This window comes from Mesorhizobium sp. Cs1321R2N1, assembly GCF_037179725.1.
Lineage (GTDB): Bacteria > Pseudomonadota > Alphaproteobacteria > Rhizobiales > Rhizobiaceae > Mesorhizobium > Mesorhizobium salmacidum.
On record NZ_JAPYKP010000012.1, the window covers coordinates 48305 to 74322 of the forward strand.

26 protein-coding genes are annotated in these 26018 nt (G+C 62.6%); 16 read left to right on the forward strand and 10 right to left on the reverse strand.

Annotated elements, in window-relative coordinates:
- Positions 1-2: 2 nt before the first annotated feature.
- Positions 3-2102 carry a S9 family peptidase gene (locus tag O7A61_RS05675; RefSeq protein WP_337128918.1) on the reverse strand — a complete coding sequence of 700 codons (2100 nt, stop codon included), beginning with the start codon at positions 2100-2102 and terminating at the stop codon, positions 3-5.
- A gap of 114 nt (positions 2103-2216) precedes the next feature.
- Here O7A61_RS05675 and O7A61_RS05680 point away from each other — a divergent pair, with 114 nt between their 5' ends.
- Positions 2217-2585 carry an SH3 domain-containing protein gene (locus O7A61_RS05680; protein ID WP_337128919.1) on the forward strand — a complete coding sequence of 123 codons (369 nt, stop codon included), beginning with the start codon at positions 2217-2219 and terminating at the stop codon, positions 2583-2585.
- Between the two features lie 411 nt (positions 2586-2996).
- Complete coding sequence (locus tag O7A61_RS05685; RefSeq protein ID WP_027143963.1) at positions 2997-3422, forward strand: MucR family transcriptional regulator; 426 nt, start codon at positions 2997-2999, stop codon at positions 3420-3422.
- Positions 3423-3591: 169 nt separating this feature from the next.
- On the opposite strand, the gene O7A61_RS05690 is transcribed toward O7A61_RS05685, so the two are convergent.
- Together O7A61_RS05690 and O7A61_RS05695 are read right to left on the reverse strand one after the other, a co-directional pair.
- Positions 3592-4020, reverse strand: coding sequence for a SufE family protein (locus O7A61_RS05690; protein WP_337128920.1), 429 nt, complete (start codon positions 4018-4020; stop codon positions 3592-3594).
- Positions 4021-4119: 99 nt separating this feature from the next.
- Positions 4120-4470, reverse strand: coding sequence for a DUF5330 domain-containing protein (locus tag O7A61_RS05695; protein WP_337128921.1), 351 nt, complete (start codon positions 4468-4470; stop codon positions 4120-4122).
- Positions 4471-5003: 533 nt separating this feature from the next.
- Between O7A61_RS05695 and O7A61_RS05700 the strand changes: the two genes are divergently transcribed.
- The 3 genes from O7A61_RS05700 (at position 5004) to O7A61_RS05710 (ending at position 7930) form a co-directional block, all read left to right on the forward strand.
- Positions 5004-6755: a PAS domain-containing sensor histidine kinase gene (locus O7A61_RS05700; protein WP_337128922.1), complete on the forward strand. Its 1752-nt coding sequence runs from the start codon at positions 5004-5006 to the stop codon at positions 6753-6755.
- Positions 6730-7512, forward strand: coding sequence for a peptidoglycan-binding domain-containing protein (locus tag O7A61_RS05705; RefSeq protein WP_337128923.1), 783 nt, complete (start codon positions 6730-6732; stop codon positions 7510-7512). Before O7A61_RS05700 ends, O7A61_RS05705 begins: the two co-directional genes overlap by 26 nt.
- Before the next feature lie 70 nt (positions 7513-7582).
- On the forward strand, positions 7583-7930 hold the full coding sequence (locus O7A61_RS05710; protein ID WP_337128924.1) for a DUF1491 family protein: 348 nt from the start codon (positions 7583-7585) through the stop codon (positions 7928-7930).
- Here O7A61_RS05710 and O7A61_RS05715 read toward each other — a convergent pair.
- From O7A61_RS05715 to O7A61_RS05740, 6 genes are all read right to left on the reverse strand, one after another.
- Positions 7908-8933, reverse strand: coding sequence for a hypothetical protein (locus O7A61_RS05715; protein ID WP_337128925.1), 1026 nt, complete (start codon positions 8931-8933; stop codon positions 7908-7910). The genes O7A61_RS05710 and O7A61_RS05715 overlap by 23 nt on opposite strands.
- Positions 8934-9342: 409 nt before the next feature.
- On the reverse strand, positions 9343-9912 hold the full coding sequence (locus O7A61_RS05720; RefSeq protein WP_027143955.1) for a DUF1254 domain-containing protein: 570 nt from the start codon (positions 9910-9912) through the stop codon (positions 9343-9345).
- The gene (locus O7A61_RS05725) at positions 9905-10489 is read right to left on the reverse strand and encodes a DUF1214 domain-containing protein (RefSeq protein ID WP_337128926.1); all 585 of its coding nucleotides are present in this window, start codon (positions 10487-10489) and stop codon (positions 9905-9907) included. The genes O7A61_RS05720 and O7A61_RS05725 overlap by 8 nt, the downstream gene beginning before the upstream one ends.
- Before the next feature lie 111 nt (positions 10490-10600).
- Complete coding sequence (locus tag O7A61_RS05730; RefSeq protein ID WP_337128927.1) at positions 10601-12754, reverse strand: transglycosylase domain-containing protein; 2154 nt, start codon at positions 12752-12754, stop codon at positions 10601-10603.
- Between the two features lie 221 nt (positions 12755-12975).
- On the reverse strand, positions 12976-13908 hold the full coding sequence (locus O7A61_RS05735; protein ID WP_337128928.1) for a dimethylarginine dimethylaminohydrolase family protein: 933 nt from the start codon (positions 13906-13908) through the stop codon (positions 12976-12978).
- A gap of 23 nt (positions 13909-13931) precedes the next feature.
- Positions 13932-15533 (reverse strand): amidohydrolase, encoded by a 1602-nt coding sequence (locus tag O7A61_RS05740; RefSeq protein ID WP_337107775.1) that lies wholly within the window; start codon positions 15531-15533, stop codon positions 13932-13934.
- Positions 15534-15609: 76 nt separating this feature from the next.
- Here O7A61_RS05740 and O7A61_RS05745 point away from each other — a divergent pair, with 76 nt between their 5' ends.
- The 5 genes from O7A61_RS05745 to O7A61_RS05765 all read left to right on the forward strand — a co-directional run bounded on the left by O7A61_RS05745 (position 15610) and on the right by O7A61_RS05765 (position 20574).
- Positions 15610-16506, forward strand: coding sequence for a LysR substrate-binding domain-containing protein (locus O7A61_RS05745; RefSeq protein WP_140717055.1), 897 nt, complete (start codon positions 15610-15612; stop codon positions 16504-16506).
- Between the two features lie 122 nt (positions 16507-16628).
- Complete coding sequence (locus tag O7A61_RS05750) at positions 16629-17723, forward strand: ABC transporter ATP-binding protein (RefSeq protein WP_337128929.1); 1095 nt, start codon at positions 16629-16631, stop codon at positions 17721-17723.
- A 76-nt stretch (positions 17724-17799) separates the two neighbouring features.
- Positions 17800-18912, forward strand: a complete 1113-nt coding sequence (locus O7A61_RS05755) for an ABC transporter substrate-binding protein (RefSeq protein ID WP_027143939.1) — start codon at positions 17800-17802, stop codon at positions 18910-18912.
- Between the two features lie 22 nt (positions 18913-18934).
- Positions 18935-19768, forward strand: a complete 834-nt coding sequence (locus O7A61_RS05760; protein WP_337128930.1) for an ABC transporter permease — start codon at positions 18935-18937, stop codon at positions 19766-19768.
- Positions 19768-20574: an ABC transporter permease gene (locus O7A61_RS05765; RefSeq protein WP_337128931.1), complete on the forward strand. Its 807-nt coding sequence runs from the start codon at positions 19768-19770 to the stop codon at positions 20572-20574. The genes O7A61_RS05760 and O7A61_RS05765 overlap by 1 nt, the downstream gene beginning before the upstream one ends.
- Here O7A61_RS05765 and O7A61_RS05770 read toward each other — a convergent pair.
- Positions 20571-21359: a 2-keto-4-pentenoate hydratase gene (locus O7A61_RS05770; protein WP_337128932.1), complete on the reverse strand. Its 789-nt coding sequence runs from the start codon at positions 21357-21359 to the stop codon at positions 20571-20573. The genes O7A61_RS05765 and O7A61_RS05770 overlap by 4 nt on opposite strands.
- A 307-nt stretch (positions 21360-21666) precedes the next feature.
- On the opposite strand from O7A61_RS05770, the gene O7A61_RS05775 reads away from it, so the two are divergent.
- The 6 genes from O7A61_RS05775 to ccmI all read left to right on the forward strand — a co-directional run.
- Positions 21667-22074 (forward strand): DUF3168 domain-containing protein, encoded by a 408-nt coding sequence (locus tag O7A61_RS05775; RefSeq protein ID WP_337107771.1) that lies wholly within the window; start codon positions 21667-21669, stop codon positions 22072-22074.
- 170 nt (positions 22075-22244) lie between these two features.
- Positions 22245-22544: a hypothetical protein gene (locus O7A61_RS05780; protein WP_337128933.1), complete on the forward strand. Its 300-nt coding sequence runs from the start codon at positions 22245-22247 to the stop codon at positions 22542-22544.
- An 86-nt stretch (positions 22545-22630) separates the two neighbouring features.
- Positions 22631-23296 (forward strand): response regulator transcription factor, encoded by a 666-nt coding sequence (locus tag O7A61_RS05785; RefSeq protein ID WP_027143933.1) that lies wholly within the window; start codon positions 22631-22633, stop codon positions 23294-23296.
- Positions 23280-24713, forward strand: coding sequence for an ATP-binding protein (locus O7A61_RS05790; protein ID WP_337128934.1), 1434 nt, complete (start codon positions 23280-23282; stop codon positions 24711-24713). Before O7A61_RS05785 ends, O7A61_RS05790 begins: the two co-directional genes overlap by 17 nt.
- Positions 24714-24897: 184 nt before the next feature.
- Positions 24898-25338, forward strand: a complete 441-nt coding sequence (locus O7A61_RS05795) for a hypothetical protein (protein WP_337107769.1) — start codon at positions 24898-24900, stop codon at positions 25336-25338.
- Positions 25339-25462: 124 nt separating this feature from the next.
- Positions 25463-26018 (forward strand): c-type cytochrome biogenesis protein CcmI (gene ccmI / locus O7A61_RS05800; protein WP_337128935.1); only part of this gene is annotated, 556 nt, incomplete at its 3' end.

The window sequence follows — 26018 nt, forward strand, 5'->3', positions numbered from 1 at the left end:
AGCTATGCCTTGTCCGTTACCTTCAACGTGAAGGCATAAGTATAGGCGATCTCCTCCAGGCGCGAAAACCGGCCGGAGGCACCGGCATGGCCGGAATCCATGTTGATTTTGAACAGCACCGGATTGGCGCCCCTCTTGCGGTCACGCAGCCGCGCCACCCACTTGGCCGGCTCCCAATAGGTGACGCGCGGATCGGTAAGACCGGCGAGCGCCAGGATCGGCGGGTAGTCGAGTGCTGCGACATTGTCGTAGGGCGAATAGGTGGCGATCGTCCGGTAATCGTCGGCCGACGCAATCGGATTGCCCCATTCCGGCCATTCCGGCGGGGTCAGCGGCAGCGTCGCGTCGAGCATGGTGGTAAGCACATCGACGAACGGAACCTCGGCCACGATGCCGCCGAAGCAATCCGGCGCCATGTTGGCGATGGCGCCCATCAGCATGCCGCCGGCCGAGCCGCCCTGCGCAACGATGCGGTCATGCGCGGTATAGCGCTCGGCCACGAGATGGCGGGCGCACGCGATGAAATCGGTGAAGGTGTTCATCTTGTGCGCCCGCTTGCCGTCATCGTACCAGCCATAGCCCTTGTCCTTGCCGCCACGGACATGGGCAATGGCAAAGACGAGGCCGCGGTCGACCAGCGAGAACCAGTTGGTATTGAAGGCGGCCGGAACGGCAATGCCGTAGGAACCATAGCCGTAGAGCAGGCAAGGCGCGGAGCCGTCCAGCGGCGTGTCGCGGTGATGCAGAAGCGAGATCGGCACCAGTTCACCATCGGCCGCGGGCGCCATCAGCCGCCTCGTGACGTATTGATGCGGGTCATGGCCGGACGGCACTTCCTGGGTCTTGAGCAGCACGCGCTCACGGGTGCGCATGTTGTAGTCGAACATCTGCGACGGCGTCGTCATCGACGAGTAGGAAAAGCGCATCATCTCGGTGTCGTATTCCAGGGCCCCTGAAAGGCCGAGCGAGAAGGCTTCCTCATCGAAGAAAATCAGATGCTCTTCGCCGCTGGCACGGTCACGCACGACGATACGCGGCAGGCCTTCCTTGCGCTCGAGCCGGACCATGTGGTCTTTGAAGCCGATCACCGACAGGATCAGCCGGCCCGGTTCATGCGGCACCAGTTCCTGCCAGTTGGCGCGGACCGGATCGCTTGCCGGCGCCGTCATGATCTTGAAGTCCTTGGCACCATCCGCATTGGTCAGGATGAAGAATATGTCGCCGCCTTCCTCAAGTTCATATTGAAGGCCGGTCTCGCGCGCCGAAACCAGCTTGGGTTCGGCAAACGGATCGCTGGCGCTCAACAGGCGGTATTCCGAAGTCTCGTGGTCGTTGATGCCGATCATGATCCATTGATTGTTGCGGGTTCCGTCGACGTCCATGAAGAAGCCGGGGTCGGTTTCCTCGTAGATCAGGCGGTCTCTTTCGGGGTTCTGTCCAAGCGCGTGGAACAGAACCTTGGACGGCCGGTGGTTTGGATCGAGACGCGTGTAGAAGAACCCGTCATTGCCCGCGTCCCAGACGCCCGAACCGCCGGTGGCGGGAATCTGGTCCGCCAGTTCCTTGCCATCGGCAAGGTCGCGCACACGCAGCGTGTAGAATTCGGAACCCTTGTCGTCGAAGGCCCACAGGAGCTTGCGATGATCGGCCGAATGATCGACGCCGCCAAGCCGGAAATAGGCCTTGCCCTCGGCCTCGGCGTCACCGTCGAGCAGGATCTGCTCGGGCCCGCCGTCGCGCGGCATGCGGAAATAGCGCGGCTGCTCGCCGCCGAGCTTGAAGGAAGAGCCATAGGCGTAAGGCCCGTCCTTCATGGGAACGGATGAATCGTCTTCCTTGATGCGGCCCTTCATTTCCTTGAAGAGCTGCTTTTGCAAATCTGACGTGTCGGCCATCAGCTTCGACTGGTAGGCATTTTCGGCTTCGAGTTCGGCGCGGATCCCAGGATCGAGCAAGGAGGGATCCCTGAACATCTCCTGCCAGTTATCCGCCCGCAGCCAGGCATATTCGTCGGTTCGCGTGATGCCGTGATGCGTGTCCGAGACTGGCCTCTTCTCGGGGGAAGGGGCGCTGACGATTGGAAATCGGGAAGTCCTGGTCATTGCGTCTCGCTCTGGAAATATCTTGAATGACGAATGAACACACCGATCAGGGCGGGTTCAAGAGCAGTTGCGTAGAGGTGGTGTGGGCCCATGAGGTGGCCGGGAGGAGGGAAGATGACTATTCGGTCTCGTATTGCTGCGGCCTTCGCCGTTGCTTCGCTAACTCTGGTCTTTGCCGGCCAGTCTCATGCGACCGTATTCGCGGCTTGGCAAGTGGCCAATGTGCCGTTCGGCGACACGCTCAATGTGCGCAAATATCCGTCGGGAACATCCCAGAAACAGGCCGCCTATCCGAACGGGGCCGTCCTGCAGATGACCGGGAGATGCACCGGCGGCATAAACCTGCTCGATATCGCCAATCAACCGGCATGGAAACAGCAGCAGACGGTTCGCTATCGCTGGTGCGAAATCTGGCATGACCCCGCCAGGAACGGCGTCTTCGTCACCGGCTGGGCCTATGGCGGATACATCGCGCCGTTTTGACCGGGGGAATGGCCTGATTGATGGCGGGATGGTTTGGCAACCTATGGTTTCGTGGACAGGTGTGAACAACCAAGCTTGTCGGTGTGGTCGCCAAGCAAACCGGAGCATTGAAACTTGTTTTGTGAGTTATCGCGAATGTAACGATTAGCTGACCCAACGTCAGCCTTTGTCCGTTTGGCGACGGAAATATCGAAAAATTACATGGTGCACGAAAGATTGAAGCTGATCGCGCAATAGTTGACCAACATTCGTAAATATAATGCAGAGAGCGAATTGACTTACTTGACGTGTGGTCGCATTGATGTCCCTGTGACACGAATCGACGCAGCTCTATCTGCGCAAAATTCGTGCAATGCCCTGTTTGTAAAAAGGGGCACAGATCGACGTAACTCTTGTTGGGGCCTGAAGACCATGGATATTGTCGAAACACCTTCCAGAAACAATGATGCGCTGATCGAGCTCACCGCCGATGTGGTGGCAGCCTATGTCAGCAACAATCCCGTGCCGGTCGGCGAACTGCCGAACCTGATATCCGATGTCCACGCCGCTCTCGGGCGTGTGGGCGGAACCGTCGAACAGCCGCCTGCCGACAAGCAGAAGCCGGCTGTCAACCCGAAACGCTCGGTTCATGACGACTACATTGTCTGTCTTGAAGACGGCAAGAAGTTCAAGTCGCTCAAGCGTCACCTGATGACCCACTACGATCTGACGCCCGATCAGTATCGCGAAAAGTGGAACCTGGACCCAAGCTATCCGATGGTTGCCCCGAACTACGCGGCGGCCCGCTCGCAGCTTGCCAAGAAGATGGGCCTTGGCCGCAAGCGCAAAGCGCGGTAGTCGCGGCTTGCCGGATTGGAACTAAAATCAAACGGCGCCTTCGGGCGCCGTTTGATTTTGCGGGCGAGTGCAATTCCAGGAAAAGTGTGAACCGGTTTTCCCGGGAAAAGCGCGTAGCGCTTTCCCTAGGGAGTTGCGTCAAAACAAGGAAGATAAAGGCAGAAGCCTGTCAGGCAGTCTGCGCGAGCGCCATCTCGGCATCGCGTTTGATGCGCTTGACCATCGAGCGAAGGCCGTTGGCGCGCTGAGGTGACAGGTGTTCGTCGAGGCCGAGTGCCTTCAGCGTCGCTTCAGCGTCGGCTTTCTGGATTTCGCTGGCCGTCTTTCCGGAAAACAGCGCCAGCATGATCGCGACCAGTCCGCGCACGATATGAGCGTCCGAATCGCCCGTGAAGCTGATGACGGGATCGGCGCCCGGACCCCGTTCGGTGGTCAGCCAGACCTGGCTGACGCAACCTGGCACCTTGTTGGCGGCGTTGCGTTCCGCATCGGGGAAGGGAGGCAGCGCTTCGCCAAGTTCGATGACGTAACGATAGCGGTCCTCCCATTCCTCGAGGAACGAGAAGTCGTCTCGGATTGTCTGGATCGTGGTCGTCATGACCCGGATATAGTCACGCGATGGCGCCGCGTCACGGAAAAACAAGAACACCGCGGACGTCGAGAGGGCAGACGGTCCGCGGTGCGCCGTCGAGACGGCCTAATTCTTTATCGGCAGGTTGACCGTTTGGGGCAGGACGATTTGTTCCGGCACGCTGCCCGTCATTGTCGAGATGTCGGGGCCGGCGGACTTGTCGTCCAGCATGGCGGCCGCGATCTTGGCGGTCTCCTTGGCGCGTGCGGTGATGGTGTGCATCGCCGATTTGCCGGTTTCGCAGACATCGGGCTTGCGTTCGCAAATCCCGGCGATGTCGCCGACGGCGTCTCGCGCCGCGAACAGGGCCTGGATCGGCCCGACGCTTTGCTGGCCCGTTTCATCGGACCCGACACCCAGCGGCAGCGCCAGCAGCACCAGTGAAAACCAGAAAGCCATTCTTATCAGGAAGAACATGCCTTGCCTCTCGTCGTGACCGGATCATGCATCATATGGCACGACCTCTTTTATGGGCAGAATGTTGGCACACAGGCACAAAGGACGGCTTGCATGATCGCCGAGAATTTTCCTCAAATTTTAGGCAAATTCGAAACGAAGCGTTTTGTTTTCGATTTGTTTCATATCGGGACGGTTCTCGTTACCATCCGATAACCATCTATCCAGTTGTTTCTACCGGATTTTTCCTAAATGGAGGCGATCCCGTTCCTGCCTCTGGGCCGCTGATGACGGGCGTTCGCGAATAACCCTCCGTTTACTATGGCTGCATTTGCCCGGGCTTTCGGCGGCTGTCGTCCCGATATTTGCCGCAGGGCCGGCCTTGGTCGGCCCTGCCTTATCCATTCCTTAAACGCTGGATGCGAGTTTCAAAGCCACCCAAGACAATCTGCAAAAGCAGAGCTGTTCACGACGAGTGCGAGTGCGTTGAGTTGATGCCGATCGAGGCCAGATACGCTGAATTGCCTGGCGCAATGGCGGCCGGTTGTGAACGCATGGTTCATCCCAGCGTTCTCGGGCGCAGCGACCGCGAGCGCCAGCGCCGTTTCATCGGCGTGATGCTGGCCGCGCCGTTCTTTGCAGCGGGTGCCGCGGTCACGCTGGTTACGTCGGGCATGGGGGCTGCCGTGACCATGGCCGCCATTTTCGCGGCCTTCGGTCTGTGCTGGTTCATCGCTCTGCTGGTAGCAGCGACCGGCAAGATGGCCGCCGCCGGGCCGATCGCCCTGGCGATGGCGGCGATTGCCCTTGGCGGTCTCATCGGTGCGGCCGGCGGATTGAGTTCACCTGTCGCCATGCTTGCCTTGGCGCTGCCATTCGAAGCCTGGTGGATCGCCGCCTCGCGGCGTGCTGCTGTGTGGGGGGGCGCCTCAGCCGTCATCGCCATCGCCCTTCAGTCCCTGTCGGCCACCTTCCTTCCATTCGCGGACGCGCACATCGCCGCCTGGCACTGGCTGGTGCCATTGGCGTGGGCGCTGACCCTCCTCCCGCGCATATCGGCTTTTCGCGGCACCGCCGGCGCGGCCGCTACGGTCGATGCAGGTGACGGATTGGAAGACATCATCGACGCGGTGGTCTTTCGGGTCACCCGCCACGGCGAAGTCGTGGAGGCGTCCGCCAAGGCGCGTACGCTTCTGAAATTGCCACCTGAATTGTTGTCCGGAGCGGGCCTCTTCGACCGCGTCCACCTGTCGGACCGTGTCTCCTATCTCAGCGCCTTGGCCGACATGCGTGACGGCGCACTGTCGCGCCGCCTCGAATTGCGCATCAGGCTGCCCCAGAGTGGCAACGGCGCCCACAACGGAAATGGTTTGGTGGCCGACAACTACCAGCCATTCGCGCTCGAACTGGTGCGCGGCGAGGAACAAAGCGACGTTTTCACCCTTGTCCTGCGCAAGAACGACGAGACCGCGAGGTTGCGCGAAGAACTGGCGCAAGCCAATGAGACGGCGGCCGCCGCCGAAGTGGCCAAGGGCCGCTTCCTCGCAGTGGTGAGCCATGAACTGCGCACACCCTTGAATGCCATCATCGGCTTCTCCGACATGCTGCTGCACGAGATGTTCGGCGCCTTCAAGGATCCGCGCCAGAAGGAATATGTCGGCCTCGTGCGGGATTCGGGCCAGCATCTGCTGGCAGTCGTGACATCCATACTCGACGTCTCGAGGATCGAATCGGGTGTCTACGCCACCGAGCCGGAGCCGTTCCGGTTCATGGAAGCCGTGGACATGTGCCAGTCGATGATGCGGCTGCAGGCCCAGGCCAAGAACATCGACCTGCAGACGCAGATCGCCCCAGACGCGGGCGATATCAATGCCGATCGCCGCGCCGTACAGCAGATGCTCATCAACCTCGTTTCCAACGCGATCAAGTTCACGCCCGACGGCGGCGATGTCGTCGTCGGCGCCAAGCGGATCGGCTCACGTCTGCATTTCTGGGTCAGGGACACCGGCATCGGCATTGCCGAGGAGGATTTCGCCAATCTCGGCAAACCCTTCATGCAGATCCAGAACGACTATACCCGCCGTTTCGAGGGAACGGGTCTTGGCCTTTCCCTGGTGAAGGGGCTGGTGGCCTTGCATGAAGGCACGATGTCGATCGAAAGCATGCCGGGCGAGGGCACCACGGTGACCATCAGCCTGCCGGTCAGCGGGCCGAAGGGACGCCCCGCCAACTCGACCGGAGTGCTGACGATGCCGGTGACGAGGGCGAAAGGGGACGGAAATGGCTCGCTCCGCAAAACAGGCTAAGGCGGTCAAACGCCGCAGCAACGCCTTGCAGGACGGCGCCATCGCCGTTGGCGGCATGATTTCGCGCAATCCCGTTCTGGTGGGAGGATCGACCGCATTCCTGGTGACGCTGTTCTACGTTTCGGCCAACGCGCTGTGGTATCAGCCTTTCCCGCACGCCGGGGCGTTTTTCGCCACGCGTCATTTCCAGGGCTTTCCGCACGCCGCAGCCGACGAGCCGGAGACGACAATTAACATCGTGCGGCCCAATGCCGCGCCCGCCCCGATCAAGGGCGACCCGGTGGTCGAGCAGGTGCAAGGCATATTGAAGGACCTCGATTTCTATTCCGGCACCGTCGACGGCATTTCCGGCCCCAACACGCGCAAGGCCATACAGGCCTATCAGCAGAAGGTCGGGCTGAACGCCTCGGGCGAGATCGATGCGCTGCTGCTGGATCAACTGGGTGCAACGCCGAATACGGCCGCCGTGCCCAAGCCGCAGCCTCGCCCCGACATGGCGCCGGCCGCTGTTCCCGTGTCCTTGCAGACGAATGAGGCACAGACGAATGCCGCTTTGCAGGGGCCTGATCCCCGCATCGTCAAGATCCAGGCCGGGCTCAAGGCCTTCGGCAATGACGACATGCAACTGGATGGCGTCGTCGGTGCACGCACGAAGGCGGCGATCAAGGAGTTCCAGACGCTGTTCGGGTTGCCGCAGACCGGCGAACCCGACGAGATCGTCTACGTCAAGATGCGCGAGATCGGCCTGACCAACTGACAGCCGAAACGACGGCTCGCCCTGCATCGGAAATTTCGATAGAGAGCCCGCATGTTGTCGGGAGTCTTCGATGCGTGTAACCGCTGACCTGTGGGTTTCGGCCCTGTTGCGCCGGGTTTTCGGCGCTGGCGGATTTGCCGCCGTGGTCAATCGCGGTGCGACAGAGGCCGGGGCTGTGTTCATCCTGGCGCGGGGCAGGATGGGTGAAACGGCTCTCTACGGGCCGGCGCCGCAGACAAGCTACGATTCGGCCAAGCCCGAAGACCGTTTTTTCAGCCTTCTGGCCGCCGGCGATGATGCGTCCGTGCTGGACGCGAGACTTGAGCGCGAGAAAAAATTCGATCCCGACATTTGGGTGATCGAGATCGAGGCCGGGAATGTTCCCGTCGAGGAGCTTATTTCCGTGAAGACGCCCTGAGGCCGGGGGCGTCGGCTTCGTCGCTGTTGGAGGCCTTGCGGCTGTCGCCGTTTGTCGGCGAAGCATCGCGAGCCGCCCTGGACGGGGTTTTGGCTTTCCATCCCCGCACTTTGTCCAGGGCCGTATCGCGGTGCAGTAGGCGGTAATGGTCGAGATAGGTGCGGATGGCCTGCGGATGCGGGAACAGGCCGGGATAGACGGCAACCGTGATCAGGAATGCCCGGTCCTCGCTGAAATCGAGCGAGCGCAGCGCCGCAAGCAGCGGCGCATAATTCTGGTTGGCGGTCAGCGATTGCGCGATCGAGAAATCAATGTCGAGGGCATCGGCAAGCGCGGTCTGGAAGAAAGCGGCGTTTCCCGTCAATGCCGTCTCGCGCAGTTTGATATAAGTATCCGCACCTGGGAACGCATCGACCTTCGCCGCCAAGGCTTCGTCGGAGGTGTGCATCATGGAGCGCAGCCTGCGCCGCGCGTTCTCGGCGGCAAGGCCGGGCGTCTGCTGAGTTTCCGCGCTGTCCGCCGTCGCTTGCGTCTTCACGGCAGGGCTTTGCGCCGGGGCTGCTTCCGGATCCCGCATCCGCACCAGGGTCGGTCTTTCCAGCGCCCTGATCAGATCGGCGATGGTTGGGTTCAGGTCCTTGCGCCGCGCTATGGCGCGCGCATGCGGCAGCCCGTGCCGGCCAATCAGCGCGATCAGGTCGATATCGCTGACCGCGCGCGAGCGGATGAGCAGCGGAGCGGCAATGTCGACTGGTTCCTCGCAAAGGCGCCGCACCAGGGCCGCGGGTGCATATTCGCATTCGGAAAGGGCGGCTGCCACGTAGCGCCGCGATTCGACGGATACGCTGTCGAACAGCGGCAGCGTCAGGTCTTCGAGCTGGCCGATCTCGCGGCGTGACGGTCGGGTCAGCGAGCAGAACGCCGACACGGCGGCGCGGAACAGCCTTTCGGCTTTTCCCGATTCCGTCCTTATCGCGATTTGCCTGAAATCCGAAGATGACACGAAGGATACGCCTGACAACAGATACACACTCGACATCGCGCCACCGGAACTATGTCGGTTTCGCGTTTGCCTCGGTCAGAACTCTCTGACCTGGGAACAAAGATCAAGTTAGCGGCGATCCGTTAGCGCTCCGTTAACCCTCTGCCCGCCTTAATGATATTTGGAGGCGTTGCGTTGTGCTCCGGGGAAACCGAGAGGAATGCGCGAACCATGGGCATGGTACTGTCTTTCGTGCCGCGTGCGGCACCGACCAATCGAGCAAAGCAAACCACCGAAATACCGGCGGCCGTAATCATATTTCCCGGCATCCGCTATGAGCGGTCCAGCACCGGCGAAGCGCGGCCCGCGGGGCCGGACAAGCCGGGATCGCCACGGACGCCCGTGCCGCACCACTGAGCTTGCTGAAGCCCTAGAAATCCTGCAGCTCGCAGGAACTCTGATCGAGAAAGCGCGACACGATCGGCTTCCAGCTCTCGTCCGGTACGAAGCTGCGGATGACGAAGATGCCTTCGTCGATGGGCGCTTCGACGAAAATCGCTCCCTGGAGGTCTTCGGGCAGGTCCTTGCGCACGTCGATCATCTGCGCCGGCGTCAGCACGACCGCATCCAGCTTGCCACCGGTCGCCGTGTGATCGTTGAAGGAATAGATGTTGTGACCGCTGCGGTCATAGACCGACACCGACCAGAAGGGGACGTCGCCCGGCGCCTTGATCCGGACCATTCCTTCCTCGAGGTCGAAGCGGCAGGCTGTGGCATAGAACAGCGGGTCGACCGATTTCACCACCGGCGCGCCGCCGGCTTCGGCATCGAGCCGGTTCATCCTGTAGAGATCGGATGCCATGGAAAGACGCGACCAGGCGTCACGTTCGGAAAAATCCGGCACCAGAAGCAGGACGATAATGTGGACAATGCCGGCGCCGACGAGGCCCAGCAGGACGGCGTGCAGAAGCCTGCGCAGGGCGGCATGCAGACTACGCATCGCAGCCCGCCCTCACGATCCTGGGCAGCGAAACGTCGGACAGGCCGGTGCTGCTGGCGATCGGCGTGTCGTAGAAGGTCAGGACGAAATACATCTTCCCGGAACCGTCGGTCAGAAGCCAGTTGCCCGGCATCGGGTGATGGCCGACGGAGATGATCACGGAATTGTCCGATTGGCGCAGCACCTGGTAGGACTGAAGTGCCGCAAGCCGCGATTTGCCGGTCTCGACGACGCCGAGCGATCGATCGGCGGCATAAAGCGTCCAGAATCGGGCTGTCGGAAATCCACCCTCGATCCGGTAGGCGCATTCCCGCTTGAGCTGGTCGCCTGCGGCATCGTTTTCCGCCACGAAGGACAGGCCTTCGGCGCGGCCGAGCGCGAGCACGCCCTCGCGCGCCACGCGCGCCTTGGAATAGGGGTCCGCGGCCGGTGTGCCGATGTCGGGGAAGGCGGTCCACTGGCCGATCCTGATTGCGCCGACCCCGTCCTGGATCTTCAGCGCGTACCAGACGCTGGCGCCGCCCCCGCCAATGGCTATGGCAAGCGAGATCAGCATCAGGAAGGCGTTCTTGAGCATGAAGGGCCGGGTGCGCGAAGGATTGCAGTTCGGGGATATCGCGGCGCGGGGTCTTGTGGCAAGCCGGCGTGATGGATTTGCCTGCCGACCCGGCTCGCGCCGGGGCGGATGTCACAGGGCCGAAAGCGTTTCGGGTGGCGTGGGGGCGTCGAGTTTGGGCGCCGTCTGGAACAGGTGGCTCATGTCCCGCAGCGTCTGCGTGGTTCGGCTGGACAGCACCGGCGGCCGCTCGGCGGCGGTATCGGCCGCTGCCTGCTCCTCGGTCTTCTTCTGCGCCTCGGCGGCCTTGGCCGCGATCTCCTCGTCGACGAAGGGTTTGTCGATGCCGGGGATCGGCTTTAGGTCGATGTTCTGGTGCGCGTAGACCATCAGCCGCTGCCACACCATCGCCGGCAGCGAACCGCCGGTCATGTTCTTGGTCGGTGTGAAATCGTCATTGCCCAGCCACACTGCCGCCGTGTAGTTGCCGGTGAAGCCGACGAACCAGGCATCGCGGTAGGACTGCGTCGTGCCGGTCTTGCCGGCGACGACGATGTTGGGAATTTGCGCCCGCCGCGCCGTGCCCATCACCGGCACGGCCGTCAGCATGGTGTTCATGGATTTCAGGGCCTGCTCGGACAGCACGCGGTGCGGCGGCGGCGCGTCCTTGGTCCAGTCGTAAACCACGTCGCCGGTACGCGTGACGAGCTGGGTGATGCCGTGCCGGGAGCCGACAAAGCCGTTCTGGGCGAACACGCTGTAGCCCGTCGCCTGGTCCATCACGGTCATGCCCGAGGTGCCGAGCACCATCGTCTTGTGCCCTTCGAGCGGCGATTCCACGCCAAACGATTCCGCCAATGCCTTGATCGGCGCGATGCCGAGATGGTCCTTGGCCAGCCGCACCGGCACCGTGTTGATCGACTTGGCCATCGCCATGATCAGGGTGATGTTGCCCGCCGATTCGCCGCTGTAATTATGCGGTGACCAGTTGCCCCAGCTGATCGGCCCGCCAGAAATGATCGAGTTCGGCGTGAAACCGTGTTCCATCGCCGTGGCGTAGACATAGGGCTTGAACGACGAGCCGGTCTGGCGCAGCGCTTTGGTGGCGCGGTTGAACTGGCTGGCGCCGTAGTCACGGCCGCCGACGATCGCTCGCACCGCACCATTGGTCTCGATGACCACCACGGCACCTTCGGTGACGTTGTATTCCTTGCCGAACTGGCGCAGGTGGAACTCGACGGACTCTTCCGCCGCTTTCTGGATGTTGGCGTCGAAGGTGGTGTGAGCGACCAGCGAGTGCTGGCCGGGCTTGGCGATCTTCTTGACCTCGTCGAAGGCCCAGTCGAGGAAATAGTCGGGACTTTTCTGTTCGCCGCGATCGACGACATCGGCCGGATGCAGTCTTGCCTGCAGAACCTGGCCTTCGGTCATGAAACCGGAATCGACAAGGTTGGACAGCACCACATTGGCGCGAGCGCGCGCCGCCGGCAGGTTGATGTGCGGCGCGTATTTGGTCGGCGCCTTGAACAGGCCGGCGAGCATCGCCGCCTCGGCAAGGTTCAGGTCCTTGACGCTTTTGCCGAAATAGAAATCCGCCGCCGCCTCGATACCGAACGTGCCGCCGCCCATATAGGCGCGGTCAAGATAGAGCTGCAGGATTTCCTTTTTCGACAGATTGGCCTCCAGCCACAGCGACAGGAAGGCTTCCTTGATCTTGCGCTCGAACGTGCGCTCGTTGGTCAGGAACAGGTTCTTGGCCAGCTGCTGGGTGATGCTGGAGCCGCCCTGGACGACCGAGTTTGCCCGCACATTCTCGAAGATCGCGCGCGACAGGCCGAGCACGTCGATACCGTAATGATCGAAAAACCTGCGATCCTCGGTGGCGAGCACCGCCTTGATGACGTGGTCCGGCATCTCGTCGACCGGCACGGAATCGCGCTGGATGATGCCGCGCTGGCCGATCTCGTTGCCGTACCGGTCCAGGAAGGTGACGGCGAAGTCGCCCTGGGCACGCCAGTCGCCGGTGGTGTCCTGGAAAGCGGGTATCGCCAGCGCCAGCATCACCACCATGCCGCCGGCGCCGAGTGTAAAACCTTCGCTCAAAAGTTCGATGAAGCCACGGCGCCAGCCCTTGAGACGGAAGCGCCGCGAGAAGATCGTCGCGGCCTCCCAGAACTGGCGCGCCTTGAACCCGATCTCATAGAGAGAGGAATCGAGCCACGCGTCCAGCGCCAGAAGGCGGGAGGCGATCGGGCCTCTTCTCTTGCGTGGTTCAGGGTTGACCATTCAAAAACCCGGCTCGGCTCTGGCGCGACCTGAAAACCGCAAGCGGGCAATTTCAGGGCGGCGACCTGTTGGACTATTCATCCATTTTACCGACACCCACAAGGGCGGCGAGGACACAGCCGCAAGGTTTGTCGATGGAAGGCCAGGTAGCCGGCGGGCCGGTTCCTCGCCCGCCAGATTCTGCGGCCGGCGAGCGAGGGGAGATTTGCTTCCCCGAGCTATCAGGCCGCTTCGCGCTTCAGCGCCTGCGCCATGCAATGGATTCCGCCGCCGGTCTTGGAGATTTCGCTCATGTCGACGGCCGCCACCTCAAAGCCGCGCGCCTTGAGTTTTTCGATCAGTGTCTTGCTGGATGTCGGCGCTATCACCCGGTCCTTGCCCAGCGACATGAAGTTGCAGCCTAGCGCCATCGTGTCCTGGAAGGGAACGTCGATGATCTCGTGACCCTTGCCCTTCAGCCAGTCGACGATGCCGGGCTCGGTGCAGGCGAGGCAGACGGCGGTGAGCTTTTCGGCGATCGGCACCACCATCAGGTCGATGTGGACGTAATATTCGTCGATGAAGGCAACGCGCGTCTCCCAGCCTTCCTTCTCGAACCAGGCCTGCACCTGGCGGGCGCCTTCCTCCTGTGTGCGCGCGCCGCCGCAGCCGATCAGCACCACGCCGTCCTCGATGACGTTGAAGTCGCCGCCCTCGAAGGTGCCTGCCGTCACCATGTCGTAGATCGGGATGCCGAGCTTTTCATAGGTGCGGATGGCCGCGTAGTTCTCGCCGCGCCGCCACCAATTGGCCATGGCGGTGATGATCGCGCCATAGGGCGTCATGACGCTGGAATCACGGGAATAGACCTGCATCGGCAGTTCCGGCGTCGGCTCGTGCCAATGGATGTTAACGCCGAAATGCTCGTAAGCCGCGACCAGATCCTTGTGCTGCGCCTGCGCGATCTGGACGTTGCAGGGCGCCTCGCGCAGATGTTTTCGCGAGAGCGAGCTGGTCGACAGGTGACGCAGGAAATTCGGCGAGCCGAGCAGCACGTCGGTCAACACGTCGGTCTCGTTGGCGAAACCCCAGACGGTCAGCGGCTTGGTGCCGCCGGCCGGGTTGCGGCGCTGCAGCGAAAACGGCTCGGCGATGATGCGGTCATGGACGGTCATGCGGTTCTCCTCGTGGCTTGTTCTCAAGAATTGGTCGGTCGCGCATTGTTTGGTATCCACCAGTCGCGCCCGCGCGGCGTGGTGACATATTCCGGCCAGCGGAAATTGATCGGCGGCTCATAGTCGCAGAGCGGGGCGATCCAGTTGGAGCCCCCAACGCCGCCGCCGGTACGGGTCGTGAACTCGCTCATCGCCCCCTCGCGGGCGGTTTTGTCCTCGAGCAGGCGCAGCGCCGCCAGCGCGACCGTCTTGGCAGCGCAGATGACCATCGGATCGATCGTCGCGGGAATGCCGCCTAGCGCATTCATCACCCATGCCGGAAAAGCGTGGCCGTTTGCCGAGCGGAGCGCTGGGCGGGCGACATAGAAGCGCGCGGTCGGCGCGTGCCAGCTCATGTCGGTGTAGTCGTCGGAGGTCGAATTCACCTGGGACGGCGGCAAGTCGCGGCGCAAGATCGCCTCGGCCTCTTGCGGCGAAATCAGCCGTTCCAGTTCGTCGATAAAGGGGTTTTCGGTCGTGGTGCCGCCGGCATTGACCTGGATTTCCCGCGCGATCGTCTTGGCGGCTTCGTCCCAGCGAGGTGGTCCGACAATTGACAGGGCTTCGTAGGCAATCCCGGCCATGGCGTGGTTGGCGAGCCCCGGCCGCGACTTCGACACCCAGTGCCGTTCGTAGCGGCAGCCGCTGATCGCGGCCGCGGCCGCGGCGTTGCGGTCGAGCACCGCCGTCACCTGCTCGGCCATACGAAGCGTTGGCACGCGGATCATGTACTGGATCTCGGCCAGGCCTGCCGGCAGATTGTCGGCCGTGGCCTGGCCAGCCGTCAGGATCGCCTCGCTGATCGACCAGCCGCCCTGGTGCGGGAGCATGGAATCGCGCAACGCCTTGGAGGCCATGAACATGGTCATCAGCGCATCGTTGGCGCCCGGTGCCCTGACCGCCGAATGCGCCTGCGGGATCGGTGCGCCGTCGCCTGCGCGAACCCAATTTTCGGGTTCGTCGCAGACGAAGCGATAGATCATCGCGTAGGCCGCACCGCAATGCGTGTCCCAGCGCGCGGTGTTGCAGAGCGGCAGCATATAGAAGGGATGGAAGGAGATCATGCCGGCAAGGCCGTCATAATAGCCTTTGGCGGCATGGATCGGCTTCGAGCCGCGCACCTTTTCGGCCGGTTCGCCGGTGAAGCGCAGCGTGCCTTGAATACCGTCGCGCTGCATGGCGGCCTTGGTCGCGAGCAGCCCGCCGAGACTTGCTATGCCAAGCCCCGAATGCGGATCGGTATGGCCGCCGGCCTCGTCGCCGAGGCCAGGTCGCGGCTGCCTCACCGTCACGGCGTCCTGGCAGTTGCCGGGCACTGCGTCATATTCGGCATACATGCCGACGGTCGGTCCGGCGCCGTTTGTCCAGTGGGCGCAGAAGGCGGTCGGCATGCCGCCCGAGCCTTCCTCGACCGAAAATCCCTCGCGCTTGAGCCGATCGACATACCAGGCGGCCGATTGGTACTCGCGCCACGCGGTCTCGCCGAAATCGAAGATGGTGCGTGTCCAGGCCGACAGCAGGGGCTGGATGCCGTCGAGGCAGGCAAGCGCGGTCTCTTGCGCCGATGTCGTCACCGGTTTGTCCATGCTCTAAAAGAAAGCAGTGAGGCGGCTCGCCAAAAAGTGATATGTTTTCCCGGTTCGTGCAAATTCGGTTCACCTCTTGAGAATTCCATCCACACAGGCGCTGCGCGCCCTCGACAGTTTCGCCAGGCATGGCAGCGTCTGGCGCGCAGCCGACGAACTGCATCTGACCCGCAGCGCGGTAAGCCATCAGCTGCGGCTGCTAGAACGCGACCTTGGCTTCGATCTGCTGGAACGCATCGGCAAGGGCGTGGCGCTCACCCCGCGTGGCCAGCGCTATGCCAGCGACGTGCGCAAGGCACTGACAGTGCTGGGCGATGCGGTCACGCGCGATGCCGGCACTGGCGTCGGCGGCTCGTTCGCCGTCTCTTGTACGCCAGGCTTCGCTTCGCTGTTCTTGTGCACCCATATCGGCGAGTTCCGGCAGATGTATCCCGATGTGGCGCTGCGTATCCTGACGCCCAGGCGGCTCGACGATGTCAGCAATGCCGATGCCGACGCCTTCATCGCGTTTGGCGTCGGCAACTGGCCGAACCGCATGGCCGAACTGTTGTGCGAAATCTCGTTCACGCCGCTTTGCAGCCCGACGCTGCTCAACAAGGTCGGCGGCTTTTCCCGGCCGGCGGACGTGCTGCGCGCCAATCTGCTCCATCTCGACGACACCGAGGACTGGGCACGCTGGCTGGCGCTGTCCAAGGTCGAAAACCCGGACACCGAAGGCGGTATCTTCTTTTCCGACATGAATCTCGTCTTCTCCGCGGCGATCGCCGGCCAGGGGATCGCCATGGGTGACGAACTGACCAGCCGCCGCGCGCTGAGCGAAGGCCGTCTGGTCAGGCCGTTCGACATCGCGATCAAGTCGCCGCGCTCCTATTTCCTGGTCTCCGAACACGCCAAGGCCTCGCACCCGGTCCTGGAAGCGTTCGCGGGATGGCTGAGGTCGACGCTCTCCGAGAACCGCATTCAGCCTCATTGAAGGGTAGGGTGGCGTCGGCCCGCCATAGATGAATGAAATTTGCCGATCAGGCGAAAACTATTCGGTTGCGGTGAGCTTCGGCCCTGCCTACGATTTGGCTCAACGGTAAGGATAGAGGCAGGATGCAGCAACCCGGCCGGGCCGCAGAGATCAAGGCAATCGGGATCGGCAAGAGCTTCGGCTCGTTCCGTGCACTGGACAATCTGACGCTCGATATTGGCCGCGGCGAGTTCCTGACGCTGCTTGGCCCTTCCGGATCCGGCAAAACCACCTTCCTGATGATCCTGGCCGGCTTCGTGCAGCCGACCGAGGGCAGGCTTTTCAGCGACGGCGCCGATATCACCGACCGTCCGGCCGAGCAGCGTGCCGCCGGCATGGTGTTTCAGGGCTATGCATTGTTCCCGCATATGAGCGTCGAGGCCAACATCGCCTTCCCGCTCAAGGTCCGCAAGACATCGGCCACCGAGATCAAGAAGCGCGTCGGTGAGATGATCGAGCGCGTCGGTCTGATCGGCCACGAGAAGAAATTGCCGTCGCAGCTTTCCGGCGGCCAGCAGCAGCGCGTCGCACTTGCCCGCGCGCTGGTGTTCGAGCCGGGCGTGCTTTTGCTCGACGAGCCGTTTTCAGCGCTGGACAAGAGCCTGCGCGGCCAGATGCAGGCCGAGATGAAGCGCCTGCACCAGGAGACCGGCACCACCTTCGTCTTCGTCACCCACGACCAGAGCGAGGCCTTGGCGCTGTCGTCTCGCGTCGCCATCTTCAACCATGGCAAACTGCTGCAGGTCGGGGCGCCGGACGAGGTCTACGACCGGCCGGCCAATCGCTTCGTCGCCGAATTCCTGGGCGAGATCAATATGCTGCCGCTGAAGGGCGTGCGCAGCGCCGATGACGGGGCCACCGGCCTTTGCGAGGACCGCGCCGTCAGCCTGCGCGGCAATCCGGCGACTGTCGGTGCCAACGCCATCCTGGCAATCCGGCCCGAACACATGTCGATAGCGCGCGAGGCCGCCGCCGGAGAGAACGGCATTGCCGCGACGGCGATCGCCTCGACCTATCTGGGGGCGGCAACCAAGCTCGACCTCACCACCCGCCAGGGTGCCAAAGTAACCGTGTCGGTGCCCAACGAGGTCGCGGCGGCTGCTCTCAGCAAGGGCAATTCCGTCTGGCTGACATGGCCGGCGGAGAAGGGTTTCCTCCTTCCGGACGGAGGACAATGAGCGCCAGTGAGGCCTGATCCGCCGCACCGGCTTCCGTAGTTAAAATCAACAAAAACAAAGGGGAACTGACATGAACATGAACGACACCAAAAAACAGGCCATCGAAACGCTGTCCGAAAGGACGATACGCGGCGAGATTTCGCGCCGGCAGTTCACGCAGCTAGCGGCGCTCGTGCTCGCCGGCACGCCGATGCTGCTGCGTTCGAGCGGCGCATTCGCCGCTGCGAAGGAACTTGTGCTGGTCAACTGGGGCGGCGACGCCATCACGGCCTATGACGCGGCCTATGGCCAGGCTTTCACCAAGGACACCGGCATCACCGTCAAGATGGACGGCTCGGGCCCGACCGAAGGCGCGATCGCCGCGCAGTTTAAAAGCGGCGCCCCGACCTGGGACCTGGTCGACGTCGACCCGTTCTCGGCCATTACGCTCGGCGCGCAAGGCATGCTCGAGCCGATCGACTACAACATCGTCGACAAGAAGAAGATGCGGCCGGGCTTCGGCTGGGACTATGCCGCCTCGACCTATTTCTTCTCCTATGTCATCGCCTACGATTCCGAGAAATACGGCAAGGATGCACCGACCGGCATGGCCGATTTCTTCGATGTGAAGAAATTCCCGGGCAAGCGTTCCCTCTACAAATGGGGCGTGTCGAGCTGGGAAGCGGCCCTTCTGGCCGACGGTATCGCGCCGGCTTCGCTCTATCCGCTCGACTTGAAGCGGGCGCACGACAAGATATCAGCCTTCAAGGAAAACGTCGTCGCCTATTGGGGCGGCGGCGCCGAGAGCCAGAGCGTGCTGCTCAATGGCGAAGCCTCGATGGCGATCGTCTGGTCGACGCGCGCCTCGCTGATCGAGCAGGATTCCGGCGGCAAGATCAAGTTCATCTGGGACCAGGGCCTGATCTCGCCCGGCGCGCTGGCCGTGCTCAAGAACAACCCCGGCGGCAAGGATGCTGCGATGAAGTTCATCGCCAGTGCACAGGATCCGGAAAAGCAGTTGGTGATGTTCGACAAGCTCGGCCAGGGTCCGGCCAATCCGGCGGCCGATGCGCTGATCCCTGCCGACAAGAAGCGCATCAACCCCGTCGATCCCGAGAACATGAAGAAGCAGATCGCACTCGACATGGATTGGTACGCGAAGAACTACGGTGCGGCACTCGACGAATACACCAAGATCATCTCCGCCTGACCGGCGGCGATGCTGAACTGACATGAGAGGCGTTCTCTCCGACAGGATGGGCGCGGCGCTGTTGATGGCGCCGCTGCTCCTGTTTCTCGGCCTTGCCTATGCCTGGCCGTTTCTCGGCGTGGTGAAGTGGAGCTTCACCTTGCCGACGCCCGGGCTTGGCCAATACAAGGCGTTGCTCACCGACGATCTGGTGCAGTCGGTGTTCATCCGCACGCTGCGCATCGCCGCCATTGTCACAGTTGTGTCAGTCGCCGCCGCCTATGCCATCACGGTGGTCTGGGTGCGCGGCAGCCCGGCGCAGCGCCTCATCGCCGAATTCTGCATCCTGGTGCCGTTCTGGATCTCGGTGCTGACGCGAGCCTTCGGCTGGGTGGCGCTGCTGTCCAATCGCGGCCTGATCAATACCTGGCTGCAGTCTATCGGTTTCATCTCCGAACCGCTGACTTTGGTGCGCAACGAGTTCGGCGTCATTGTCGGTATGACCCACTTCCTCATTCCGTTCGCCGTCTTTCCGCTGGCTTCGGCCATGCGCAGCCTGGACGACCGTGTGCTGCTCGCAGCGCGCGGCCTCGGCTCCAGCCGCACGCGCACCTTCTGGACGGTGTTCGTGCCGATGACGCGCTCCGGTATTATCGGCTCCGCGATGATCGTGTTCGTCTTCTCGCTCGGTTTCTTCGTAACGCCGGCGATTCTCGGTGGCGGCCGCAGCGTCATGATCGCCGAGCTGATCTATCTCAGGATATTCCAGAGCCCGGACTGGGGGCTGGGAGCTGCGATCAGCGTAGTGCTGGTGCTGTTTGTCGGCGCGCTGATGGCGCTCTTGTTCCGTTATGTCAGACCGAAGCAGCTTATCTGATGCCGACTTATCGCCCCGGTCCTGTCTCGCTGGTTATCGCCGCCCTGGTGGCGCTGTTCCTGCTTATGCCGCTGCTCGCCGTCATTCCGGTATCGCTGACGCCTAGCCGCATGCTGGCGATGCCGACGGGTGAATTGTCGCTGCGCCACTATCGGTCGTTGATTGAGGATCCGCGCTGGCTCCAGTCGATCCTGCTTTCGATCCGCATCGGCATTGTCAGCAGCGCCATTTCAACTGTACTGGCGCTTTGTTTCAGCCTTGGTGTGTGGATGTTCCAGCCGCGCTTTACGGCAGCCCTGGTCGGCTTTGTGCTGTTGCCGATGGTGGTGCCGCCCGTGGTTTCAGCGATCACGCTCTACTTCCTGCTCACCTCGATCTCAGGCGTCAGTTCCTTCTTCGGCTACGACACCTGGCTCGGCGTTGCCATGGCGCATTCGGTGATGACGGTGCCGTTCGCGACCGTGCTGATCCTGGTCTCGCTCAGCCAGCTTGACCGCCGCATCGACCTTGCCGCGCGCGGCCTTGGCGCGAGCGTGTGGGAACGCGCCACGCGGATCATCATGCCTAACATCAAGTTCGGCATCGTCACCGCGGCACTGCTCTCCTTCGTGCTCTCCTGGGAAGAGATCGGCGTCACCCTGTTCATCACCTCGGTCAACGCCATCACGCTGCCGCGCCTGATGTGGATGGGCCTGCGCGACAACATCGACCCGGCGATCGCGGCGCTTTCGGTGATTTTGATCATCATCACGGTGCTGGTTCTGGCGGTGAGGAGGCTCGCGGTCAGGCAGCGCGGCGAGCATTAGACAAACCGCACCGAGACTTTGCCAAACCTGCCCAGATCGCCGATCACTTCGTCACCGGCCTCGACGCGTATCGGCGTCACGCAAGTACCTGTGATCACCACCTGTCCCGGCTGGAGCGCTATGCCCAGGCCCGACAGATCATTGACCAGCCATGTGAGCGCAATACGGGGATCGCCGAGGACAGCCGCGCCGGTTCCGTCGTGCCGCGACTTGCCCGAAACAAGACCGGTCACCGGGTACTCCGCGAGATTCACGTCGCGCCATTCGTCTTGCGTGGGCTGGCCGATGACAAAGAGATTGGCGCAGGCATTGTCCGCTATCAGCTGCGGCGCGCCGACGGCGCAGAAATCGTCATAGCGCGAATCCGGTATTTCGATCGCCGGGTGCAAGGTCGCCACGGCGTCCATCACTTCAGCGATTTCATAAGGTGCCGGGCGAGGTGGGACCTGGCGGCCGAAACGGAAAGCGAATTCGACCTCGGCGACCCGCATCTTGCTTGTCGCCAGCGAGACGGTCCCGCCAACCTCGACCGCTTTCTCCGCCAGCAGGCGCCCGGCCATCGGGCCGTCGACATTGATATGCCTTTGACCGGCAAGGCTGGTTGCCGCGATCTTCCAGCCGAAAAGCGGGGCCGCCGAACGATCCATGACATAGGCCTGGATGGCATAGCCTTCGGTCCGCGTCGTCGGTCGCAACTCCTCAGGTATGGCGGCGACATGGGTGCCGTTGTCCCAATGACTTACCAGCAGATGCGACGCGGCTCTGGCTTGTTCTGGATCGAACATGGTCAGCTCCCGAAAATCGGGAACATGCCCTTTGTCCGGCCAAGCCCGCAAGGAACATTTCATCGGAGGGACCAGCCTATATATGGCAAGGCTACGTGACCACGCTCATGGTTCATTTGCGAGGCTCTACCGCGCCGGCTGACGAGATTGTCGGCAAGTCGTATTTTCGAGATCATGGGCGTTCATCATTCCGATGACGAATCGCCATCGTCTTCGCGTGGCGAACCGCTATATCTGCGAAGGGATGCGGACATGGACAGGCTTTGGAAAGCATTGCCAGTCGCACAACGGCTTGAGGAAATGGACGATGACCGCGCCCGGTGATTTGCAGCAGGCCCTGTTCCTCAGGTTGAAAAGCGATGCTTCGCTGTCGGCGCTGCTGGGCGGCGCCGGACTGCTCGAGCGGCCAACCGACAACGTCGCCTTTCCCTATGTGACTTCAGGCCAGACCTCTGCCTTCGACTGGCATACTGGCGCCGAGAACAACGATGACCAGCTGATCACGCTGCATGTCTGGTCGAAGGCCCATGGTGAAGCCGAAACGCTTGCCATCATGGCCGCCATCGAGGCACGCCTTGCCGACGCGGTGCTGGTGATCGGCCTGCGTGGCCAGACGCGGCTGTCGCTGGAATTCAGCGAGGCGCGTTATGATGAGGAACTGCTTGTCCATCATGGTCTGCTGCGATTCCGAGCGCTGACGCAGGAAAACGCCTGACGCGCTTTCAATCTCACCGAAACGGAGTCTAAACTGGTTTTCGCGGGTTTCACTGGTGGGGCGGTGAAATCCAGATTGTCTGTCTCGCGTTGCAGGGGTGTGGCGAGCATGGTTTCAGGGCCGTTCACCGTTCATTTCACGTTCAGCACCGACGCGTTAGAACGCCGGTCATGAAAACGCTTCGCTCCCATTTCCGAACCGCGACCCTGGCGCTTGGTGCCGCCGGGCTGTTTGCGTCGCAGGCAATGGCGATACCGGTGATCGCGCCCGACCAGCCCAGCGCGATCGTCCTGGCCGCATCCGACTGCTATGCGATCGGTCAGCAGGTGGCCCAGCAGAATGGCGGAACATTAGCCAAGGCCTCGGCGTCGACGCGTGGCGGCCAGCCGGTCTGCGTCATCGTCGTGCTCGTGCCCGGCAAGGACGGGCAGCGTCCGCGCCGCTCCGAAATCGTCGTTCCACAGAACTGACGCAGTCTTCCCTTCCTACAGGGCTCCGTATCCCAGGCCGGCGGAATCGGCCTATATCTGAAACCTCAACAGGCATTGGCCCCCGCATGCGCGTACTCGTTGTCGAGGATGACAAGGATCTCAACCGGCAGATTTCGGATGCGCTGGTCGATGCCGGCTATGTCGTCGACCGTGCCTTCGACGGCGAGGAAGGCCATTTCCTCGGCGACACAGAGCCTTACGATGCCGTCGTCCTCGACATCGGCCTGCCGCAGATGGACGGCATCAGCGTGGTCGAGCGCTGGCGTCGCGGCGGCCGCAAGATGCCGGTGCTGATCCTGACCGCGCGTGACCGCTGGAGCGACAAGGTGTCCGGCATCGATGCCGGTGCCGACGATTACGTCACCAAGCCGTTCCACATCGAGGAGGTGCTGGCGCGGGTCAGGGCCCTGATCCGCCGCGCCGCCGGCCACGCCTCGTCGGAACTGACCTGTGGGCCGCTGCGTCTCGACACCAAGGCTTCGAAGGCCGATGTCGCCGGCGTGCCGCTGAAATTGACCTCGCACGAATTCCGGCTGCTTGCCTATCTGATGCACCACATGGGCGAGGTCGTTTCGCGCACCGAACTGGTCGAGCATCTCTATGACCAGGATTTCGATCGCGATTCCAACACGATCGAGGTCTTTGTCGGGCGGCTGCGCAAGAAGATGGGCATCGACATGATCGAAACCGTGCGCGGCATGGGCTACCGCATGCGTGAGCCGGAGGCGTAAGGCGGAACCGCTCGCTACCAACTCAACCGTAGGCAGACGGCTTTCGCTGCGCGCTTGGCCGCGTTCGCTGACGTTCCGCGTCATCGCCTTCTCCACCGTGTGGGCGATCCTGACCCTGGTCGTCATCTTCACCCTGATCACCACGCTCTACCGCCAGGCCAGCGAGCGGGGCTTCGACAGTTTGCTGTCGGCGCATTTGTTCAACCTGATCGGCTCCATCGGCATTTCCGACAGCGGTGCGCTGACCGGTTCCCCCGATCTTGGCGACCTCCGTTTCTCGGAACCGAATTCGGGCTGGTACTGGTCCGTCGAGCCCGCCTCGGAAGGCGTGCATGGCGATCTTCATTCTTCGTCCATGACCCGGACCATCCCGTCGCCCGACGTGGCGGATGTTCCCTTCAACGCCAATTTCCAGCGCAGCTATGCCGCGCAAGGCATTGGTGGCGAGGAACTGGTCGTGTTCGAGAGCGAATTCGTTCTCGATGCCAAGAACCGCGCCGCGCGCTTCCGCGTCATGGGCAACAAGACCGAGCTGGAGCAGGAAATAGGAACCTTCCAGCGCCGCTTGCTGACCTATCTCAGCCTGTTCGGCATTGGCATGATCGCCATCAACGCCATCGCCATCCTGCTCGGGCTGCAGCCGCTGCGCAGGGTCCGGAACGCACTTGCCATGGTGCGCGAGGGCACCGCGCAGAGGCTCGACGGCCGCTTCCCGGCCGAGATCGAACCATTAGCCAACGAAACCAACGCGTTGATTGAAAACAACAAACGCATTGTCGAGCGCTCGCGGACGCAGGTCGGCAATCTCGCTCATTCGCTGAAGACACCGCTTGCCGTTCTGCTCAACGAGGGCCGGGCGCTTGGCGGCGCCAAGGGACAGTTGATCGCCGAGCAGGCCGCGTCCATGCAAAAGCAGATCGACCATTATTTGCAGCGCGCCCGCGTCGCGGCGCAGCGCGACAGCGTCGTCTACCGCACGCCGGTGGCACCGCTAGTGCAGCGCATGGTGCGCGTTTTGCAGAAGCTCAACCCGCAGACCAGTCTGTCGCTATCGTTGCCCGCGGCCGAGCTCATCTTTGCCGGCGAACGCGAGGACCTCGAGGAGCTTCTTGGCAACCTTCTCGAAAACGCGATGAAGTGGGCAAAGAGCGCGGTGTCGGTTACGGTTGCGCCTTTGGCCAGCAGCGGTGACAACCTGTTCGAGATCAGCATCGACGACGACGGCCCTGGCATTCCCGAAGACAAGGCGCGCGAAGCCATGAAGCGTGGACGCCGCCTGGACGAGACAAAGCCTGGAACGGGTCTGGGCCTCGCCATCGTCGCCGATCTCGTCAACGAATATGGAGGCGGGCTGGTGCTGGAACGGTCCGGCATGGGTGGATTAAAGGCAGTGGTGCGATTGCGGAGCCTTCAGTGACGTTTCCCCACGCCAATCGACACCGACGGGCGGCCCATGCTATGGCGGCATATCGATTGACCTCGGACTGGCCGGCGGCGGCCAAATTTCCGGCAAATATCAACACTATGGCCACGCCCACTTCTCAGATGATGCTCCCCGCGCATCCATGGCAGGCTCCAACTCAGGAATACCGGTTGTTGGCATGAAGATTCGCGTCGCGCTTGTTTCCGCCTTGCTGGCCGTATCGGGCTGCACCACCTTGAGCGGCAAGGGCCCGACCGTGCCGGCGACACCGGCCTCGACGCCTCCGGCCAGCGGCAAGGTTGTCACCAAGTCCATCATTTCCGCCATGGGCGGTGGTCTCATTGGCGGGTCGATCGGCAATGGCCTGAGCGATACGGAAAAGCGCAGCGCGCTCGAGGCCGAATACAAGGCGCTTGAATATACGACGAGCGGCCAGAAGGTGGCGTGGAAGGGCGATCAGGTGTCGCGCCATGGCGAGGTGGTTCCAGCCCAGCCTTACCGCGTTGGTTCGCAGGATTGCCGCCAGTACACGCAGACGGTATTCACCGGCAGCGCCAGTGTCACGGCGCACGGAACGGCCTGCCGCAATGCCGACGGCAGTTGGACGCCATTGACCTAGCCAACCGGGTCCGGTTGCGATCCGGCCAGTTGATGTCGATCAAGGACATTCGGCGTGCCTGCCGTCAAAGCGTCGCAGGATGCCTGTGTTGGCAGGGCAGGGCTCTGCCGTTATTGGAAGAACCATGCTGTTCTGGGTCATAGCTGCAATTCTCACGCTGGGCGCCAGCCTGGCGGTGCTTTTGCCGCTGGCCGGGGCCTCCAAGGGCGCGCCATCGAGCGGCGATCACGATCTGGAAGTCTATCGCGATCAATTGGCCGAACTCGACCGCGACGCCGCACGTGGCCTGATCGGGCCCGCTGAAGCGGCCGAGGCGCGCGCCGAGATCGCCCGCCGCATCCTTCGCCTGGGCAATGCTGATCCGGCCGGCGAGACGTCCGGCAGGTCGGCATCGGTCACGGCACGACTTGTTGCGACCGTCGCCGTGCTGGCGGTGCCGTTGGTCAGTTGGGGGCTCTACAGCCAGATCGGCTCGCCTGACCTGCCGTCGCAGCCGCTCAGCGACCGGCTGGCCAAGAACCCCGCCGACAGTTCGGTCGATGAGCTGATAGCGCGCGCCGAAGCCCATCTTGCTGCCAATCCTTCCGATGGGAGAGGCTGGGACGTGCTGGCGCCGGTCTATCTGCGCATGCAGCGCTTTGCCGACGCCGCGGCGGCCTACCGCAACGCCATACGCCTCG